Origin of the sequence: Palleniella intestinalis, from assembly GCF_013166595.1 — a bacterium.
Classification (GTDB): Bacteria; Bacteroidota; Bacteroidia; order Bacteroidales; family Bacteroidaceae; genus Prevotella; species Prevotella intestinalis.
On record NZ_JABKKG010000004.1, the window covers coordinates 146,994 to 166,291 of the forward strand.

General features: G+C 51.8%; 12 protein-coding genes and 1 pseudogene. 2 read left to right on the forward strand and 11 right to left on the reverse strand.

Going from position 1 to position 19,298, the window contains the following annotated elements:
* The first annotated feature begins 67 nt into the window (after positions 1–67).
* The gene (locus HPS57_RS07140) at positions 68–826 is read left to right on the forward strand and encodes a CPBP family intramembrane glutamic endopeptidase (RefSeq protein ID WP_172181601.1); all 759 of its coding nucleotides are present in this window, start codon (positions 68–70) and stop codon (positions 824–826) included.
* Between the two features lie 89 nt (positions 827–915).
* Here the strand turns inward: HPS57_RS07140 and HPS57_RS07145 are convergent, their stop codons facing one another.
* The 3 genes from HPS57_RS07145 to HPS57_RS07155 form a co-directional block, all read right to left on the reverse strand.
* Complete coding sequence (locus HPS57_RS07145; RefSeq protein ID WP_172181604.1) at positions 916–1,200, reverse strand: type II toxin-antitoxin system YafQ family toxin; 285 nt, start codon at positions 1,198–1,200, stop codon at positions 916–918.
* The gene (locus tag HPS57_RS07150; RefSeq protein ID WP_172181606.1) at positions 1,197–1,406 is read right to left on the reverse strand and encodes a hypothetical protein; all 210 of its coding nucleotides are present in this window, start codon (positions 1,404–1,406) and stop codon (positions 1,197–1,199) included. Before HPS57_RS07150 ends, HPS57_RS07145 begins: the two co-directional genes overlap by 4 nt.
* A 118-nt stretch (positions 1,407–1,524) precedes the next feature.
* On the reverse strand, positions 1,525–3,903 hold the full coding sequence (locus HPS57_RS07155) for a glycoside hydrolase family 127 protein (RefSeq protein ID WP_172181608.1): 2,379 nt from the start codon (positions 3,901–3,903) through the stop codon (positions 1,525–1,527).
* Positions 3,904–4,003: 100 nt separating this feature from the next.
* On the opposite strand from HPS57_RS07155, the gene HPS57_RS14435 reads away from it, so the two are divergent.
* Positions 4,004–4,135: a hypothetical protein gene (locus HPS57_RS14435; protein ID WP_256378280.1), complete on the forward strand. Its 132-nt coding sequence runs from the start codon at positions 4,004–4,006 to the stop codon at positions 4,133–4,135.
* Positions 4,136–4,137: 2 nt separating this feature from the next.
* Here the strand turns inward: HPS57_RS14435 and HPS57_RS07160 are convergent, their stop codons facing one another.
* The 8 genes and pseudogenes from HPS57_RS07160 to HPS57_RS14510 form a co-directional block, all read right to left on the reverse strand.
* The gene (locus HPS57_RS07160; protein WP_172181610.1) at positions 4,138–7,089 is read right to left on the reverse strand and encodes a glycoside hydrolase family 2 protein; all 2,952 of its coding nucleotides are present in this window, start codon (positions 7,087–7,089) and stop codon (positions 4,138–4,140) included.
* A gap of 156 nt (positions 7,090–7,245) precedes the next feature.
* Complete coding sequence (locus HPS57_RS07165) at positions 7,246–8,781, reverse strand: RNA/DNA-binding domain-containing protein (protein WP_172181612.1); 1,536 nt, start codon at positions 8,779–8,781, stop codon at positions 7,246–7,248.
* Positions 8,782–9,055: 274 nt separating this feature from the next.
* Positions 9,056–11,620 (reverse strand): glycosyl hydrolase, encoded by a 2,565-nt coding sequence (locus HPS57_RS07170; RefSeq protein ID WP_172181967.1) that lies wholly within the window; start codon positions 11,618–11,620, stop codon positions 9,056–9,058.
* A 141-nt stretch (positions 11,621–11,761) separates the two neighbouring features.
* A complete protein-coding gene (locus HPS57_RS07175) occupies positions 11,762–12,889 on the reverse strand; it encodes a glycoside hydrolase family 88/105 protein (RefSeq protein WP_172181614.1) in 1,128 nt (375 codons plus the stop codon).
* A gap of 119 nt (positions 12,890–13,008) precedes the next feature.
* Positions 13,009–14,427: a rhamnogalacturonidase gene (locus HPS57_RS07180; protein WP_172181616.1), complete on the reverse strand. Its 1,419-nt coding sequence runs from the start codon at positions 14,425–14,427 to the stop codon at positions 13,009–13,011.
* 11 nt (positions 14,428–14,438) lie between these two features.
* Positions 14,439–15,647, reverse strand: coding sequence for a rhamnogalacturonan acetylesterase (locus HPS57_RS07185; RefSeq protein WP_172181618.1), 1,209 nt, complete (start codon positions 15,645–15,647; stop codon positions 14,439–14,441).
* A 134-nt stretch (positions 15,648–15,781) separates the two neighbouring features.
* Positions 15,782–18,157 carry a glycoside hydrolase family 2 TIM barrel-domain containing protein gene (locus tag HPS57_RS07190; RefSeq protein ID WP_172181969.1) on the reverse strand — a complete coding sequence of 792 codons (2,376 nt, stop codon included), beginning with the start codon at positions 18,155–18,157 and terminating at the stop codon, positions 15,782–15,784.
* A gap of 6 nt (positions 18,158–18,163) precedes the next feature.
* Positions 18,164–19,198 (reverse strand): annotated as a pseudogene (locus HPS57_RS14510) (glycoside hydrolase family 43 protein); the annotation flags it as partial.
* Positions 19,199–19,298: the final 100 nt, after the last annotated feature.

A 19,298-nucleotide genomic window follows, 5' to 3' on the forward strand; every position in this document is an offset into this window, starting at 1 on the left:
ACATCATGTCGCATCATGATACATCGTGCCAAACCATGATGCAACCCAAATAAAAAAATCCACAACAATGAAAAAAATCCTTGTTTATTTTCTCGCCTACGTGCTCCTGCAACTTGCTGTGGGGTATGTCGCGATTAATGTGATTGCGGACGGTGCCATGCAACTGATAGTGGCGAGTGTGGTGAGCAATGTCCTTGCCATTGCCCTTTTCTTCCTCGCACGGTGGTGTCCCGTCTCCACGGAGTTCATGCAGCGGAAGCCCGCAACGGTGGCTTACTGGTGCGTGATGCTTGCCTTGGGCATGATAATCCCCTTGCAGAGCCTTGAGGAACTCATACCAGAGGCGTGGCGCACGGACATCGCCGCCGATGCCTTCAAGATGATTATGAGCAATGGATGGGGCTATCTCGCCATCGGCATCCTTGCCCCGATAGGCGAGGAGGTCATCTTCCGCGGCGCGATACAGCGCGAGGCGGTGGCTTATTTCCGCTCACGCGGCATGTCGGTGTGGGTCGGCATGGTGTTCACAGCTGCCCTTTTCGCCGCCGTCCACGGCAATCCGGCGCAGATGCCCCACGCCTTCATCGTCGGTCTGCTTATGGGCTGGCTGTGTTATCGCTCGGGAAGCATAATTCCGGGAGTCATCGTCCATTGGGTGAACAACAGCATCTCCTTCGCCTTGCAGACCCTCTATCCGCAGTCCTACGACATGAAAATCATCGAATTCTTCGGCGATTCCTATCTCCGTCTGTCGATGGCGGTGCTCCTCTCCCTTCTGCTTTTCTTCCCCGCCCTGCTGCAACTGCATAGGGTTCTGAAGGGATAAGAAGCCTCAAAGGTTACATATTAAAATAGCTCCGGGGTAATCTGCCTGAAAAGCGGATTACCCCGGAACTATTTTAATACCATTGTTTTTCAAAAAATATCAGCATGGGAACCGGTACGAAGCATAAGCAGTGTAAGCTCCGTGTCGTTTTGGCTCCATACCATAAGCCAGTCGCTGTTTCTGTCATTTATATGGCATTCCCATAAACCTTCATAGTTGCCGTGCAGGATGTGTGGGTTATATTCTTTCGGCAAAGAGCCATGCTCTTGCAAAAGTCTGATGGCTTCTGCAATTTTCGCCATTGGCAGCCCACGTTTATAGCAACGTTTCAAGTCTTTGTCAAAGCGTTTGGTGTTCTGAATCTCGTATTTCATGCCTTTATACCAAGATTTTCAAACATCTCGTCCACGGACTTGTATGTTGTCACACGTCCTGCTGCAACATCTTCAAGAGCTTCGTCAAGACCGTTTTTCTCTGATTTCTTGACAGGAGTAAGCGTCACTCCTGGAAGCCAGCTTATAAGTTTGCGTAGCGTGGACAGCACATCATTGTCCTCCACCCTTAAGATGTATTCTGTCATAAATCTTTGTTTTTGTTGCTTTTCCGTTGATTGTTATGTGCAGGCAAAGTTACTTTATTTTTCCCATATTGCAAAATTTTTCGCTCATTTTTTGCATCTTGGAGTCCTGCCTCGTCTTTTATTTCACCAACCTTACGTGGAACACGCCGCCGGCAGTGCTGCCTTTCTGCGCCTTGAAGGTCACGGTGATGGTGCTCTTTCCTGCAATAAATGCCGATGGAATCGGGTATTCTGTATTGATGAACTCCTTTTTCTGCCATTTCTTCGAGATGTTTTCATGGGCGAGAAGCCGGCCGTCGATAAGGATGTCAAAGTCGCGGTTGCCGCTCTCGTCACCCCAATAGCGCACCATGAGAGTGAGGTTCTGCTCGCCCTTCGTGTCAAGTGTGTACTGGAAATAACCGTTGTCACGTGCGTCGCGCCAACCCTCGCCGTGAGTATGTCCTGTGTTTGACCTCTCATATTTCATCTCATGGTCAACCTCCGGCTGCTGTTCGGCAGTGTTCACAGCGTCCACCGTGCGCTTGTCAAGCAACAGTTTGCGCTCCTCCTCAGCCTTCACGCGCTTCTGATAGTCGGCATATTCCGCGTTGGTCATTGACAGCCAGTACATCATATAACGGCTGTCGTGGATGCGGAAGAACGGCTCCAGTTCGAGGTTCTTGTACTTGTCGGAGAACAATCCCGGTACGGTGAACGTGAAAGGTTTGCCAGCGACAGGCTTCATGTTCTCGAGCTTTGCGAGGATGTCCTTACGGTCACCGATGATAAGCGGTGTGTCGAAGACAGAGACAAGCGGTCCGTGGGCGATATGTCCCCAACGGCTGTTGTCCGCAACAAGACCATAAAGATTCTCTGTGCCCATGCGTGCGCCGAGAAGTATAGGTCCTCGCATGATAGCTATGTAGTTCGGGACATTGGGAAGTTCCTCTATTCTCACGTGCATAGGCATGGAAAGCTCGATGAAATCGCCGTTTTTCCACTTCCTGTCGATGACGATGTACCCTCCCGGTGCTGCCGTTTGGGCATAATCCTTGCCACGGCATACGGCCTTCATCTCGCCCTTTCGGCACCATGAAGGATAGCGTACAAGCAGCCGCATGCGTGTAGGACGCTTGACGTTTATGGTCAGCCGTGATGTCTCCGATTCAGGAAACTGCGTGTCCTGAGTGACTTTCACGCCCTTTTCCTTCCACTCCAGCTGCGATGCGATGAACAGATTGACATAAAGACTGTCACCACTGTGCCGGTAGATGAACTCGCCGTATTTGCCATGGTTCTCCATTCCTGTGCCCACGCAGCACCACATGGCACTGTTCGGGGCAGAGTAGACACGGTAATGTGCAGGGCGTGCCGATGTGAAGTAGACATATCCTCCATGCTCAGGGTGCTGTGTGGATAGAATATGGTTGTACAAAGCCCTCTCGTAGAAGTCTGCATACTTAGCCTCAGGGTGCATGCGGAAGAGGCCTTCCGTGAGTTTCAGCATATTGTTTGTGTTGCAAGACTCCGGCCCTTCGCGGTCGTCCACATAGCTCTGGCAGTCCTCCTTTGATGCGAAATGCTCTCGTCGGCTGTTGCCGCCAATGGCAAGTGAGCGAGTGTTCGCCACGGTGTGCCAGAAGAATTGTGCCGCACGGTCGTAGAGTTCCTTGTCAGCCGTGCGCCCTGCCTGTGCACTCAGCTCTGCGATGCGCTGGTAACCGACCACCTTAGGCACCTGAGTGTTGGCGTGCTTGTTGTCAAGATTGTCCTTCTCCGCTGCCATACTGTCGAGCAGCCAGTGGTGGGAGAAGCGTTTTGCGGCGTCAAGATACTTTGTGTCGCCTGTCATCTGATAAGCGTCGGCATACACCTCGTCCATGCCACCAAACTCATTTCCGAGCATCTGCTCCATCTGTTCGTCGTTGAGAGGAGCAATGATTGTTATGCCCCAGTTGCACAAGTCGAGGAACATTCGGCGTGCATCCTCGTTTCCGCCGTATGACCAAGCGTCACGAAGTCCGGCATACGTCTTGTGAATATTATACCATGGCACCCAATATTTCCATACAATCCCCGGATTGCCCTTCTTTATCTCGTTCCAGCATCGCTTTCCGTTAGGCACTCCGCCGACATATCCGTCGCCGTTAGCCGTCTGGCATCGCTTCAGCTCCGCCACCATATAGTCCATACGTTTCTTAAGTTCGGCGTTGCCTGTGGCGGCATAATGGATGGCTAAGGCAGAGAGATAATGCCCTCCGACATGTCCGTCAAGGTCTGCCCAGTTCTCGAAACTCTCGCCTTTCGGTGGCAGTCCCGCCTCTTTGAGGAACGGCGCAAGCAGGCGGTCGGTGTCATATTGCAGGAGCGTGCTTACATTAACGTCGCACGCATGCTTGAAAGGGCTGTCAAGCAGCGTCACCTGTCCCAATGGGAAAAGGTCGGAATAGAGTTTGTCCTGCGCTTGAACGCCGGTGGCAGCGAGGAGGAGAAGAGGTAGGAAAAGTCGTTTCATTTGTTTGTGTTCAATTATATATAGTTTGGATAATTGCTGCAAATATACAAAAAATCTTTGAGAAAGCAGTGCCGTTTTATTGCAAGAATGCTGTGATGATATGGAAAGAAAAGAATTTGTAACATGGGATATGTTTTTCCCGGCGGACAAGGATAAGGGGATTAATGGTGTTGAAGCCATTAATCCCCTCTGTGGAATGTTGTGCCCTCAAAAGGTTCACAACATTTTGTAATCCTATTTTATCTCCTCGATAAAGTCAACTTCGACAATCGGGAGAGTATGCTTTCCGTGCTTCTTGTTGTCAAGTTCGCCGGTTTTTCCTCCTGCCAGCTCACCTATTTGGTTGGAGGTGTCAGCAGTGTCGGCAGTGCCTTTGAGGCGGATTGTGAACTTGTCAGCCTCGACAGGGTCAGTTATACGGAGGTGGACATAACCCAGGGACTTGTCGGTGTTGCCCTGCCAGATGACCTTTCCGTCAGCAAGAATCTCCAGCGGATAGCTCTTGTTGCGCCAGCTTGTCAGTTTCAGACTAACTTCTGAGACACGAGCCTTGCGCTCAAGTGTGTAGGTCACCCATGCGGAGTTCATGCCGCCGTCGCTGCTCCACTCACTGAGTTCGTTGTCGTCCCATGAGTTGCGCACATTCTCCTGATTGCTTCCTGCCTGTGCAGAGACAATGTTGATGCCGCGCTTGGTGTCCTTATACGACGGAGTTGACGGTGTCTCGCCACGTGTAAGCCAACCTTTCAAGGTTTCGGAAGGCATATAGTCGCTCTTGCCGTCCGTCACTTTCACAGGGATAGTCTGCAAAGTGACGCTTGCTTTAGGCAAGTCTGTAGCCTGTGCTGTAACCTTTATCTTGCCCGCCTTTGTCGTGCTGCGGATAAGCGCGCGGTTTATGCCACACTCGACAGGCAGGGTGGTGTTCAGGATATAGTTGTTTTCACCCTGTGCAATGCCGCCGCGCCATTCGGCAGGGCCGCTGATTGAGAACTTCACACTGCGGTTGTCCAGCGGGCAACGGTTGCCGTCCTTGTCCACAACCTCAAACTCGATGAGTGCCAAGTCCGCACCGTCGGCATGGAATCCCTCAGGGTTCTGTATGGTGCGCATGACAAGTCGTGCAGGCTTTCCTGCCGTTTTCAGCTCATGGCGGCTCACTTCCTTGCCGTTTGCGTCACGGCTTATGGCAGTCAGAGTGCCCTCTTCAAACGCCACATTGTCGAAGGTGAAGAGGAAATTGTATGACCTTTTGCCCTTGCCAAGTGACTTGCCGTTGAGGAGAAGCTCCACACTCTCGCCGTTGCTTACGACATAGACAGGCTTCTTAACGCCGTCATCGTAGCTCCAATGTCCTATGATGTGCGTGCGGCTGTTCTCAGGGTCAACCCATCCGTCCCACATCACCTGATGCGCGAAGAATCCGTCCTTCGGGATGCGCATAGGGTCGGTGGCACCGCTGAGACGGTAGTTTGCCTCGCTGCGGAAGTGGGTGTTGGTGTCCGAGAAGACAATCTTCACGCCGCCAGAGCTTACTCTTGTGCCTGTTCCCGGACGCACCTGCCAATAGTCGTACCAACGGCGCACGAACTCGATGGCCAGTTGGTCGGAGTTGTGGTTGTACTCATGGGCAGGTTTGCCACGGTAGAGAGGTCCGTCGCCCTCCTTATGGAACGGATAAGAATACTCGTCCCAATACTTGCGCATGCCCTCGTCGCGGCAGTATTCCGTCGCCCACATCGGGTGCTTCTTGCTCTTGTTGATGTACAGCATCTCACCGCCATACTCCGCTTCGTTGATGTCAAGCATTTCGCGTGAACCTATCGCACGTCCTCCGAACGGGTCATAAAGGTCGCGAATCGCCTTCATCTCAATCATGTGCTCACGTGAAATGGACTCGTTTCCACTCTCATAGAAAAGTATGGAAGGGTTGTTGCGGTTGTAGATTATGGCGTCGCGCATAAGTTCCGTGCGCTGTTCCCACTGGCGACCCTGACGGTCCTTCTCCGCATCGCCTGCCGGCATCGCCTGAATCAAGCCCACACGGTCGCAGCTCTCTATGTCCTGCTTCCACGGAGTGACATGCATCCAGCGCACAACGTTGCCGCATCCTTCGACAATCAGCCCGTTGCTGTAGTCGCTGAGCCATGCCGGAACCGACAGACCGACGGCAGGCCACTCGTTGCTTGTGCGCTGTGCGTAGCCGTGAACCATGAGCACACGGTCGTTAAGCCATATCTTTCCCTCGCCGAACTGTGTCTTGCGGAAACCCGTGCGTGTGCTGACCTTATCAAATGCCGTGCCCTTCTCGTCAACAAGCTCCGTCTCCACGGTGTAGAGATAGCCATAGCCCCAGCTCCAGAAGTGCAGGTCTGCCACGCGCGCCTCGGCTTTCAGTGTGGCTGTCTCGCCAGCATTGAGCCTGCGAGGAGTGCCGGAGAAGGTCTTGATGACCTTGCCGTCCATGTCCTTCAGTGTGGCGCGGTAGGTCAGTGTGCGTGCCTCAGAACTCTCGTTCCTTACCTCGCTCTCGGCGTGGATTGTCGCTTTTCTGCCTTTTATGTCAAAGTCCGTGGCATAAGTGTAGACACCTGTCGTCTTGAGGTTGCTGTACAGAGGCAGCGTCTGGTAGACATCGTCCATGACATGGAGGTAGACATTCTTTGGGATGCCACCATAGTTGGCGTTGAAATTGCTGTTGTTCCACTGGAAGGTGGTGTTTGTCGCCTGCTCACGGTACTTCCAGTTGTTGTCTATGCGCACGGCGATGACATTATCACCCTCCTTGATATGCTTGCTGATGTCAAAGCCGACAGCCATCACACCGTTCTCGTGTATGCCAAGATATTCGCCGTTTATGTAGAACCAACCGGCCTGTCGGATGCCCTCAAACTCGATGAGCACCTTCCTGCCTTTGAGTCCTTTGCCGGAGAAATGCTTGCGGTACCACATGACGGTGTCCGAATGTTGGTCGATGGCCACACGGAAGGCCTCGTCCTCGTTGAATGCCCTCGGCAGGGTGACGGTCTTCCAACGGCTGTCGTTGTGGTTGGCTTGCATGGCATGCTGGTCATCACCGAGGGAGAGTTTCCATGCACTGTTGAAGTTGTACCTGTGCCGCTCGGCAGCCTGCAACCCTGCGATTGCAAGCATGAACGCAAGGATTAATGAAAAGGTTCGTTTCATGTGTAGTTTGTTAGTGTTATGATACAGTTTTTCTTTCGTTATGGTTGGCAAAACAAAAGGTAACACTTTACATGGTAAAAGGTTACCTTTTGCATGGTCAAGTGTTACCTTTTGCAAGATAAAGTGTAACCTTTCGTTTTGTGTTATCTTGCAGGGTTATTTCTTGCTCCATGCCACCCCCTTTTCTGTTGTAATGTATTTTTGAAAACGGCTGTTAGGGGATTCTACCGTGTAGGCAAGCAATCCGTACTCCAGCAAAGGTGTTATGTGCTTTTTATAGTTGAATGTGTGGTTCTTAAGACCTAATGCCTCAAATATTTCACGTTTTGATTTGGCTGTCCTGCACAACTCCAGGATGACTTCGCTTTTGTCGCTTACTAAGTCACTTACCAAGTCACTTACTAAGTTGGCAGTGGGATTAAGTTCTTTTCCAACAGCCAAAGGATGACATGGTATATCTATCAAGAAATAGCTTCGGTCAGAGTCTGTTTCAACAGAAGCAGCAGGACTGCCGTTCTTCCTCAACTCATCTTGGATTGTGGGAATACCTGTGCTGCGCCCTTCTGTCAGTCCCAATTCCTTCAGGAAATCACCGATACGTCTGTTACGGTATCTGCGCGTCCTGAGCAGTTTTGCCTCGGCAATGCTCAGTTCCGATATGGAGCGGTCGGGCCCGCCATAATTAAGGATACTGACACGGTGTGGCTCTATTGATATTTCTACCGGTTCATATTCTTGGTAGCTTCTATGGTAGAGGCTGTTCACGACGGCTTCCTCTATCGCTTGATACGGGTAGTTGAAGTATCTGTTTGATTCGGCTTTGTCTTTAGGTTTGGAGACATGTTCTTTTATAAGATGTGTCTTCAGATGTTCCAGCACATTCCGAATCATGATGTGTACAGGTCCTTTGAATGTAACCTCAGAGAAGTTGTTTGGGTCGCCCTCCCTGCCACCGGGGAATGTCACGATGTCTATCTGGGTATATGGAAAGAATCTGTCGGGAGTGTCACAGAACATCATTGCGGCGACATTCTTCAGTTCCTTGTTCTCAACAGGTCCCGTGTACAGATTCATGCTTTCAAGTATGCTTTCAAGATTGGTTGGAGTGATTTTGTTGGCTAATGTGCTGCCAACTCTTCTCAGATAGTCCTGAACCAATAGCGGGTTGATGTCGTCAATTGTGATTCCGGGATTGCCTCTTTCGTCAAACGGCACTCTGTTTGCCATTTCCCTTAATTCGTCCAGCACATCGCCTCTTGCTTCCACTGTTGTCGAACCGTTGCGTACATACCATTTTGGTATGGAATGTTTGGATGTGACATTTTCCGGCACACTGTATGGCCTGCTGTTTCCTGCAGGAGCCCATAATACAAGAACTTGCTTGCCATCGACGTCTTCCACTGAGATCCGAGCCATGTATTTTGGTTCTATCTTGTTGTTATAGCCGACAATGTCTTTCTGGATGTTGTCCAATGCTTGTCCTGAGAGTCCGAGGACAGGGCGTTTGGCAATGCCGTTTTCTTCTTCAATGCCCACCACAACATATCCGCCACCGATATTATTGAAGTCGTTGGCAAATGCCGCTACCGTGCGGAATATTCTTTCAGGATTCCATCCTTTCTTGAACTCTATTCTGTCAGATTCGACCTTGCGCTTGTTCAGAAGGTCTTCGATGTTTATTGCTAAAGCCATGGTGCTATCGTTTGTTTTGCTTCCAAAATTAGCTATTTTATTTGACATTCCAATCAAACGAAAGACAAAATGTTTTTTTTGATAGAAACAATGTCTCTTTTTGGCTACGGATTCAATTTTGAGCCATGTATGGCGGCATCTCTTTTGGGGTGTGGACAGTGGCTTGCATCTATTGCGGTGTCAGCCTTAAGTTACAAAAGATAAAAAAGATTTTTTATGTTTGAGCATGGTTGTCTTTTCTATCTTTTGTTTCTTAAAGCATGGGTCTCCGGTGTTATTTGACGGCGTTCAGCTTTGTGAGTCGTGGCGCACCGTTCAGTCCTGACTCCATGAGCTGCCAGTGAGCGTAGCCTGTCTTTTTGTAGTTCAGGTCGACAAGATTGATTTCCTTGAACTTCCGCCACTGTACACCCTTGCGGTCGAGTGCCGCGATGCGGTTGGCAGGGAGATTGGTGACCTCAAGTTCGATGGTGTTCTTGCCGTTTTTGAGGTACTTGCCAACGTTGGTCTTGTAAGGCACTGCCCACAGAGTGGCAACATATTCGCCGTTGATTTTCACGCGTGCGCTCTCACGGACGTCTCCCAAATCAAGCTGCCATTCGCCTTCGGCGTCGGCAATCTCGAACTCGGTGGTGTAGACTCCCGAGCCTGCAAGGCTGTCAACCTGAGCGTCGCCGAGGGTTGTCCAAGAGGAAGGAGTGTCGATTTTGAACTCCTTGTCCAAGGAAGGGAATGCCACTGTCCAGCCTTTGTCGAGGGAAACGGTCGTTGCGGACGGTGCGTAAACGACATCATTCTTCAAACCGGAAGGCATGTCTGCCTTTGCGTTGTACGTTTGGAGGATGCATGATTCGCCCGATTCGAGGTGGAGAAGCACCTCTGTTGCGTTGCCGTTCTTTCGTGTCATGGCTTTCCTTACCTCACCGTTCATAGGGTTGAACAATGCCACACCGTCGGCAGGGACGGCAAGGCGCACCCAGCCGTTGACACCCTTAGGTTGGAGGGACGAGATGAAATAATGGTGGCCTGTGGCGTTCTTGCGGCGTATTGCGCTGAGTCCGTAGCGGCTTTTCATCTCCTCAGGGATGACATTGGCAGCGTCAAGCGATGTAAGGCAATGGTTTGGCAGTTCTTTTGCGATGCTGCCGAACAGCTTTCGGCGGTTCTTAAGTTTGCCATAGCCCGGCACATCCTCAGGGAATTGGTCAAGGAAGATGATTTTCGCGCCCTGTTTTGCGAGTGCGAGGAGCTTCGCCGCGGTCTCGTGAGGCATGAGTTTCACGCTCGGAACGACCAGTGCGGAGTACTCCACTCCTGCCTCCGTGCGGAGTTTGCCGTCATGGAGCGATAGTTTGCTGACGAAATTATCGCTGATGTAGTCGCAGTCATAGCCTTTGGAGACGATGCTGTTGATAGAGGCGATGAACTTCGGTGCGAGGCGGTCCATCTTGTGTATGTCGAAGAGCAGCAGTCCGCCGCCGTTCTCCTGCCACATGTCGTAGATAGGAAGGTAGACAAGGAAATCATTGTCCGGCTGTCCCCACTGCATGAAGCTCTGGCAGCGTGTGATGTATTTGAACATCTCCGGAGCGTCATGCCAAATGGAGTTTGTCGGTGACATGTCCACGGAAGCGTAGAATTTCCAGCCCGGCCATGCCGCTTCGCGTGGCGAATAGGTTATGCCGTGGAAGTACATATGGTTGATGCCGGCAGTCATGAAGAGGTCAATCTCCGGCTTGCACTGTGAGAGGGATGTGCGGAAATGCTCCGTGAGCCATGTGAACGACTCCGCCGACACAAGGTTCTTGCCCGAGATGTGAGCAGCAGAGGAGGCGTATTTCAGCATGGACAGGTCGGAGAAGTTCTTCCTTACGAGCGAGTCCCGGCGCAGTCCCTTGATGCCAAACTGGGAGAGTCCGAAGCCTTCGCACTCAGGAATGTCGACGGAAGCATAGATGTCGATGAGGTTGGCAGGAGAGCCGTGCGCCTGATTTCTGGTCAGTGAGCCGTGCTTGTGTGCCCATGCCGTCCATGTCTGTGTGAAGTTCTCGAGGAGAAGTTCGCCGAGTGTCTGCCGGTAGTCAGAGATTATGCGTCGGTTCTCGTCGGAATTCTCGTCGATTTTCAGGGCTTGTGACGCTTCATTCTTTGTGTCGAAGACCTTGCGCAGCAGTTGTTCGTGCTTGCGTAGGTCGTAGCCGCGGCGCTTCTTGAACTCCTCTAAGAGGGCAGGAGTCCAGCTTGCGCCATAGACCTCGTAGGAGTCGTTGAAGAAATTGTGAGGGTATGCGACACCATTCTCCTCGAATGCCTTTGTGAAGCGTGCGAGATAGCGTTCCACGGCACCCTTGTCAAAATGGTCCATGACCCAGCCCTCGCCGCCCGGGGCAGCGCGTTTCACCTTCTGGCCTGTGCGTCCGATGATGAGTTTGCCGTTCTTGTCGAAGGCAGCCTTGCATGCTGCGTCCTCCTTTGTGACAAGAGGGCCGCCGAAAGGCCAGCCTGTTCCGGTGTTCATGTCAATCTTCACGCCCGCTTTTGCGCCCACTTTGTTGCAGTGGTCGAGCATCTCCATCCAGCGTTTTGACAGGAACGGGATGTCGTTGGCGTCGTTTCCCTGCACGCCGTAGATAGGTGTGATTTCCAGTCCGCCTATGCCTGCCTTGCCGTATTCGGGGATAAGGTAGTTGAGATTCTCCTTGTCCACTGCGCTGCCCATCCACCACCAGCGTGCGAAAGGTTTCGCTTCAGGCATGGCTTCGGGCCAAAAAGAATCTTGCGCCATTGCTGGGAATGCCGGCAACAGTGCAAGAAGAATATTGTAGAATCGTTTGTTCATTGTTGGGTTGGTGGTTGTTGGTTTGGTCAGTATTGTCAGTAATGACAGTTGTGACAATACTGACCTCATTGACAATACTGTCAATACTGCCACTGCTGTCAATACTGTCATTACTGACATAATTGTCATTATTGACCAGGTTTACTTCAATTTATACATCTCTGCCGCTGCAAGAAGTACGCAACCTGTGCCATAATCCTCGAAGTCAGGGTGAGAGTCGTAGGTCGTAGGCTGACCGTCCTTTGGCTCTTTTCCTGTGCCCTGTACGTAGCCGATGTAGCCGTTAGGGTGGATAGCGTCCTTGACTATTGCGTCCCATGCCTTCTTGACCACAGGGTAGTAATCATTGTGGGGCAGTATGCCGTTGCGTATTCCCCATGCCATAGCATAGACAAAGAGAGCTGTGCCGGAGGTCTCCTTGCCGCCGAAGTTGTTCGGGTCGTGGAGAGAGCAGTTCCAGAAACCGTCCTCACGCTGGCAAGCCTTGATGGCTTTTGCCATGGTCTGCATGTCCTTCACATAATCCTTGTAGTGGATGTTGTCCTTTGGCAGGTCGTCAAGGACACGCGCAAGGGCTGCGATAACCCATCCGTTGCCACGGCTCCAGTAGCAGTTCTTGCCGTTAGGCTCTTTGTAGTCGCCGTCGAAGTCCGCGTCGCGCCACCAGAGACCCTCTTTCTCGTTGTACATACCCTTGTCGCCGAGAGTGTTGCGAGTGTAGGAATAGAGTCCCCAAGCTTTGTCGAGCAGTCGCTCATCCTTTGTTACGGTGTAGAGTTTTGTGTAGATAGGCATGGCCATCTGCACGGCATCAATCCACCACCAGTCCTCGTTGGTAGGGTAGGCGAGCATCATGTTCATGTTAGCCTTTGCGCCCTGAATCATCTTAGGGTCACCGGCGATGCGGTAAAGGTCGATGTAAGTCTGGAGGCAGCACTGGTCATCGGCATGGTGAGTGGTGTTGCCGTTGCGCGGCTGCCACTTGTGGTAGTCCGCCCAAGAGTAGGCATAGTCCCAATATTCCTGGCGAGGGCAGATCTCGTAGAGAGCCATCAGTCCTTCGTAGTATACGGCGCGTGTCCACAGGCTGCTTGGGCGCATGCGCTTGACGAAAGTCGGAAGTGTCGGGTCAGGATTCTTTTTCATGAAATAAGCGTTGACTTTCACTGCGACATCCATGATGTCCTTGTTTGTCTGACCATGATGGTTCTGTGCCTGGGAGCATAGGGCTGTTGCCAAAAGGGCGATGGATAAGAGTATTTTTTTCATTGGTTGTGGGTTATGTTTTTTTGGGTCAATGTTGTCAGTTTTGTCAGTATTGTCAATTATGTCAATACTGGCAATACTGTCGCTATTGTCAATACTGACAGGTTGTGGGTTATTCTTTCTTACAGGAACTCCTCCGGAGTGTCCGACTTGCCGGCCTTATTCACGGTCTTCGCCGCTTTCGGTGCAGCACCGTTTATGACAAGATTCTTCACGCTGATGCCCTTGACATACTCCGGATGCCATGTGTCTTTGCCGCCTGTCTCTTTGGCATTGACGTTTTCGAAGGAGAAGTTTTCGAGCGCATACTTGTCGGATGACTTAACATCAAAGAACTTTTTGCACTCGACATTGATGTTCCTGAACGTGATGTCATTAACCCGTGACAGTGGCATATCCTTACGCTCCTCAGGCTTGAAGAACTGTGTCCATGGCAGAGTAACCACGAAAGCGTCGGCAGAACCGCTGAGGTCTTCGAAGCGTGAAAGCTCGTAATGCTGCGGTGTGTCCGGGCGCATCTTGAACCATACGACACGGTTGACACCCTCGAACTTTATGCGGCGCATGATGATGTTCCAGTCATGGAGACTCTCAGAGCCGAAGGTGATGCAGGCATGTACCTTGCCATAGTTGCAGTCCTGTACGATGATGTTGTAGTTAGGGCCGTTGCGCGGGTCTTTGTCGGCGAAAGTTCCCTTGCCGCCTTTGAGCACTACGGCATCGTCATTGACACTCATGTAGCAGCCGCTGATGAGTATGTCGTGGCAGAAGTCGATGTCTATCGCGTCACTTGACGGCGCACCGTTCTTCCCGACCATGCCAAGTCCCTTGGTGGGAGCATAGATATAACAGCCGAGATACTTCACACGCTCGCATTTGTAGAGGTGGTTTGTCCAAAAAGGGCTGTTGATAAGGCTCACATCCTGTACGGTGATGTTCTTGCTGTTGGAGAGATAGACCAAACGAGGGCGCAGGGCTTCGAGGTTCGTACACTGCTTGTTGAACTGGCGGCGAATCCAGAATTCCTCCCAATAGCGGTAGCCGTTGCCGTCGATTGTTCCCGGTCCGGTGATTGTGAAGCCGTCAACGCCGTCGGCATTCACGAGGGCAGAGAAATACTTCAGTGTCTGTCCCTCCATGCGAGTCTCACGCATCTCGAAGTCGGCGATGCGGTCGCTGCCCTTCAGGCATCCGCCCTGCTTGACATAAAGGTGTGTGCCCTGCTTGAAAAACAGTGAGCCGGAGAGGAATGTGCCTTCAGGAATGACAATCACACCGCCACCTTCCGCAGCGGCTTTGTCTATTACAGCCTGAATTGCTTTTGTCTGCACGATGGCAGGATTGTGGCATACGCCATGTTCGGTGATGACATACTGCCTGCCGAGGGTGGCGATGTCCACTCTCGCCGTGTCGTTGAACCACGCCGGAATAGCCTCCCCGTTAGGGAAAAGTTCCTTGACAGCCTGCTTTTTCTTGGCATTTGCCGGAGCGAAAGCCAAGAGGGCGGCAAGAAAAGTTGTAAGGATTGAAGTCTTTATCATATTGTCTTTGTTTAATTTCCGTCAGGTTTGAGGAGCTCCGTCATAGGCGACGGCACCCATTTGAATGTCTTCCAGTCGTCAGGAGTGGCAGGGGAGAAGTTCTTCCACTCAGCGTTTTCGGCGTCAGTGTCACGCAGATACTTTGCCATAGGGAGGTTCTGCTGCTTCATGCCCAGCACAACCATCTTCGCCACCTCATAAGCTCCGTAAGGATTGAAGTGAGTGTTGTCGGCGAAAGCCTTGGTCTGTCCCTCGAAAGTTCCCATCGGATAATGCACAAGGGCGCGCTTGCTGTCCTCGTGGCCGAGAGTCTCGAAGAAGGTTTTCGTCATGCTGTTAAGGTCGATGACCGGCACATTCTCACGTTCGGCAAGGGCTTTCATCGCCGCAGGGTAATCGCCGTGAGTGTTCTTGATTGTCTTGTTGTCGCTTTCCCATGCTCGTCGCTGTGTCGGAGTGCAGAAGACAATCTCGGCACCTGCTTTGCGGACGCGGTCGACGAATATCTTCAGGTTGTAGGAATAGTGATACCATGCACCGAAACCGTCACCCTTGTACTTCTCGTCGTTATGTCCGAACTCGACGATAACCCAGTCTCCTTTCTTCAAGGTAGCCATGATTTTGTCAAGACGGTTCTGTGCAAGGAAGGAGAAAGCCGCCAGTCCGCTCTCGGCGTGGTTGCTCACAGCCACCTCTGGGCCGAACCAGCGTGTGATCATCTGTCCCCAGCTTGCCCACGGCTCGTAAGCCTGGTCGACAACGGTGGAGTTGCCGCAGAGGTAGATTGTCGGCACATCGTTGGCAGGTTCGATATGGATGGAGGCAACGGCAGGGGCTTCGCCGGCGATTTCAAGCGTCAGTTTGTCGTCCCATGTGAAGTAGTTCTTCTCGCGTTCCTTGATTCTCACGCGCTTGTCGTTTGTGATAAAAGGGCTGCGCTTGTTGACAACGAATTCGAGAGTCTTCATCTCCTTCTTCTTTGTCACGAGGTTATGCGCCAACAGTCGGCGGTTCTCGCAGCGCAGGGTGGTCTCGCCGGCACGCTTCTTCGAACCAAAAGTGACGCGCACACGATAGTTTCCGTCTGGGACTTCCACGCTGAGGAAGCCGCTTTTCAATCCTTTTCCGTCCTTTGTCATGTCAAAGTCGAAGGTCTGGGCGTTGACTCCGAGAGCAACCGAGAGTGACATGAGGAGGAGCAATAAATATCTTTTTGTCATTGGTTTTTGTTGTTTTTTAGGTTGGAGGGGTAAGGTCGGTATTGTCAGTGCTGACACTATTGTCATTACTGTCAGTGTTGTCAATACTGGCAATAGTGTCAAAACTGACGATACTGACCTTCTGATTTTTCCACTTACTTTGTCGCAAGTTGCAGTTTTACAGGCTTCATGCCGTCGCAAGTTGCTGTGACAGAGACCTTGCCTGCTCCCTGTTTTGAGCGCAGGATGACGGTGCAAGTGCCGTTATAAAGGTCACGTGAATCGCCCACGGCAAGCTCGTCACTGGCGTTGTCGCCATTGGTGACGGCGATAATCTCGGCAGGACCTTCCACGGAGAAGTGCACTTTGCCCTTTGCAGTCTGCACTCGGCGACCCTTAGCGTCAAGGGCGAGGATACGGATGTGCTGCAAATCCTTTCCGTCAGCCTTCCATTCGCTGTTGTCGGCTGTGGCGGAGAGACGCTTTGCCTCACCCGTTGTCTCTATCTTGTGGCGTGCTACGACTTTGCCATTTGTGTAGGCGATTGCCTCGATGTAGCCCGATTCGTACTTCACCTTGTCCCACTTGATTCTGTTGTGAACCTTAGGATTCTTGTCGTTCTGCTTCCTGCCAAGGCTCTTTCCGTTGATGCGGAGCTCCACCTCGTCAGCGTTGGTATATGTATATAACGTGAATTCCTCGTTATTGTTGCCTTTTCCGAAGTTCCAATGGTCGACAAGTCGTCTTTTTAGCATCTTCTCGTCGTTCCAAAGGAATGAGTCGCCGTCACTCGCAACGATACCGATGTGCACCAGTGGCTCATCGTCCTTGAAGTAGCTCTTCAGGAAATAAGCGTTCGGTTTCGGTTCGAGGGAGATGTCAAAGACACCCTGACACCAGCCTTTCTCCGGCCATCCCTGTGACTCGCCGAGGTAGTCAATCATGCCCCAATAAGCCAATCCGAGCACTTTGTCAAGGTCCATCTCAAAGTAATTAGGACCCATTCCGGAGGTGTTCGCCTCACTCTGGTAGAACATCATGTGTGGGAAGCGGCGGCTGTCCCCCGGAAAGTACATGTATCTGTAGTTGTATGACGCGATGTCTGTCTCATGGACAAGCGGTGCAGGCAGAGAGTCGGTCTCCAGACTGCGGTAGCGCGGGTGCATTGCCACTGTTATCGGACGTGTCTTGTCGTAACGGCGGAGCAGCTCTTTCTGCAGGCGGTAAGCTGTCACTCCCCAGTCGGCGTAAGGCAGGTTCCAATACTGCTGCAGCTCATTGCCAAGGCTCCACACGACAACTGACGGGTGATTACGGTCGCGCTTTACAAACTCCGGCACGTCATGCTGCCAAAGGTTTGTCCATTCCTCCCTGCCTCCGGCATACTGTGTGAGCCATTTGTCATACAGTTCGTCAACGACAAGGATGCCATATTCGTCGCATAGGTCGAGGAATGACTCACTGTAAGGGTTGTGAGCGGTGCGGATGTGGTTGAAACCGAAATCCTTCAGCATCTTGATGCGCTTCTCCATGGCACGTGGATAAACAGCAGCACCGAGTGCACCGAGTGAATGGTGGTTGGCGATTCCTTTGAGAAGCACCTTCTTGCCGTTGAGTTTCAGACCGAATTCCGGTGAGAACTCCACGTTGCGGACACCGAAACGCTTTGTCACTTGGTCAGCCACCGAACCGTCCTCGCGGTAGAGAGTCACCTCAGCCGTATATAGATTAGGTGTCTCACAGCTCCACAGTTTAGGGTTGTCGATGTCGAATTTCGCCACCTGATGCTCGTTTGTGCGCATGCGGCGGTCAAACTTTATGGTGTTGAACTTATGGTAAACGATGTTTCCTGCACGGTCAGTGACCTTTGTTCCGACACGAAGGTTCTCGACTTTGAGGTTGCAGGTCAGTTCTGCCTGTACATTTACGGTAGCTTTGCGGTCACTGACATTCTCGGTGGTGATGTACAGCGGATGACGCACGAAGAACTCATCCTTGTCCGTAAGGATAATGTTCACGTCGCGATACAGACCGCCGCCGGTGTACCAGCGTGAGTTCAGCGGTTGCTGAGTGCTTGCCTTCACGGCGATGATGTTATCCTTTCCGTAGTTCAGGAGTTTGGTTATGTCAATCTCAAAGCCAAGATAACCATAGTCCGTCTTGCCGATGTGCTTGCCGTTGAGATATACATCGCCAACAAGCATGATACCCTCAAAGTCAAGGAGGACACGCTTTCCGCGCCATGATTCCTCAGGGCGGATGGATTTCCGGTACCAGCCGAAGCCCATTTCCTTGAATCCTCGTGAGCTCAGACGGCTGCGGATGTTCGCTCCGGCGTCACGGTTGTCCGCCTTCTCGTCGGCAGCCGGTGCTACCCAAGGCTGTGAAATCTGGAAGTCGTGAGGGAGGTTGACAGTCTGCCAGTTGCCGATTGTGGCTATATCCTCGATACCTTTGTCAGTGGCGGAGGCATGGAACTGCCAGCCGGAGTTAAGCGAAAGGACGGTGCGCGTAGTGTTTTTCTTGTCCATAATCGCCTTTGACCAGTTCTCAAGGCGGTCATATTCCTCCTTTGTAAGGCGTAGGAAAGAGCCGTGCTGCGGTGCTTCCACGCCGATGATGTCCTGCGGAGAGTTGAAGTTGCGCAGGTACTTGTCAGCCTTGCAGATGCGGTAATGCTTCGGGCGTGAAGAGTATTCTATGTATCCGACACGCCATCCCTCTTCGCCGGCAATCTGGAAAGCGGAGACACCCTCACACTTTTTCTTTCCCTCGAAGTTGACATAATCGTCCTCGACAGGCTCGCTCCATGGGCCGGTCAGTTTCTTTGCGGTGGCTGTGAACAGTCCCGGTTTGCCGCCTTCCTTCTTTATCATCATGTGGAAGAGCTTGTCGGACTTCAGATAGTTTATGTCCGCATCGATTGTGGCGTAACCCCAATCGAAGAGGAGGCGTGGCTTTGTGAGTGTTGTGAACGACTCGTCGGCGTAGGAATAGTACATGCGGTCGTACTTTTCTTCCGCACTGTTCCACAGGGAGTAATAGACGAAATAGCCGCCTTTCTTGCCGTTTGGCCATACGTAGGTAGGGTCCCACATCGCCTGTGGTGCCCATACGCGGTTGATTGTGGCGTAGTTCTTGTACGTGTCCGGCGACTTTGGATCGGAGAAGATGCTCGCTCCCTTGCGGAAATCAAAGGTCTTTGACTCCCAGTTGATAAGGTCGTCACTTGTCAGAAGGTTGATACCATAGTTGTTCCACACCTTGCTTTTCTTCACGCACATGTCGGTTGTGAGCATGAGATAGCCTTTGCCGTCATGCTTTCTGAAGATATACGCGTCGCGTGTGCCGCCTTCTATCCCCGCCACCTTCTTTGTGTCGAAGATTGGTTGTCCGCCAATCAGGTCATGATAGTGCAGGCCGTCGCGGCTGAGTGCATAGGCTGTCCATTCCCCTCTGTCGCTCATGTGGCAGTAAAGGTAGCCGTAATCCCCTTTCTGCAGGTTCTGTGCAGACACCAAAGAGCTTACGGCAAGTGCCGCAGACAATATGAGTTTATGCAGTTTGTTCATTTGGTTGGTGGTTGTTTTTTGCTTTGACAATATTGACATTGTTGTCAGTACTGACAGTAATGATAAGCGGGTCAATACTGACATTACTGTCTGTACTGTC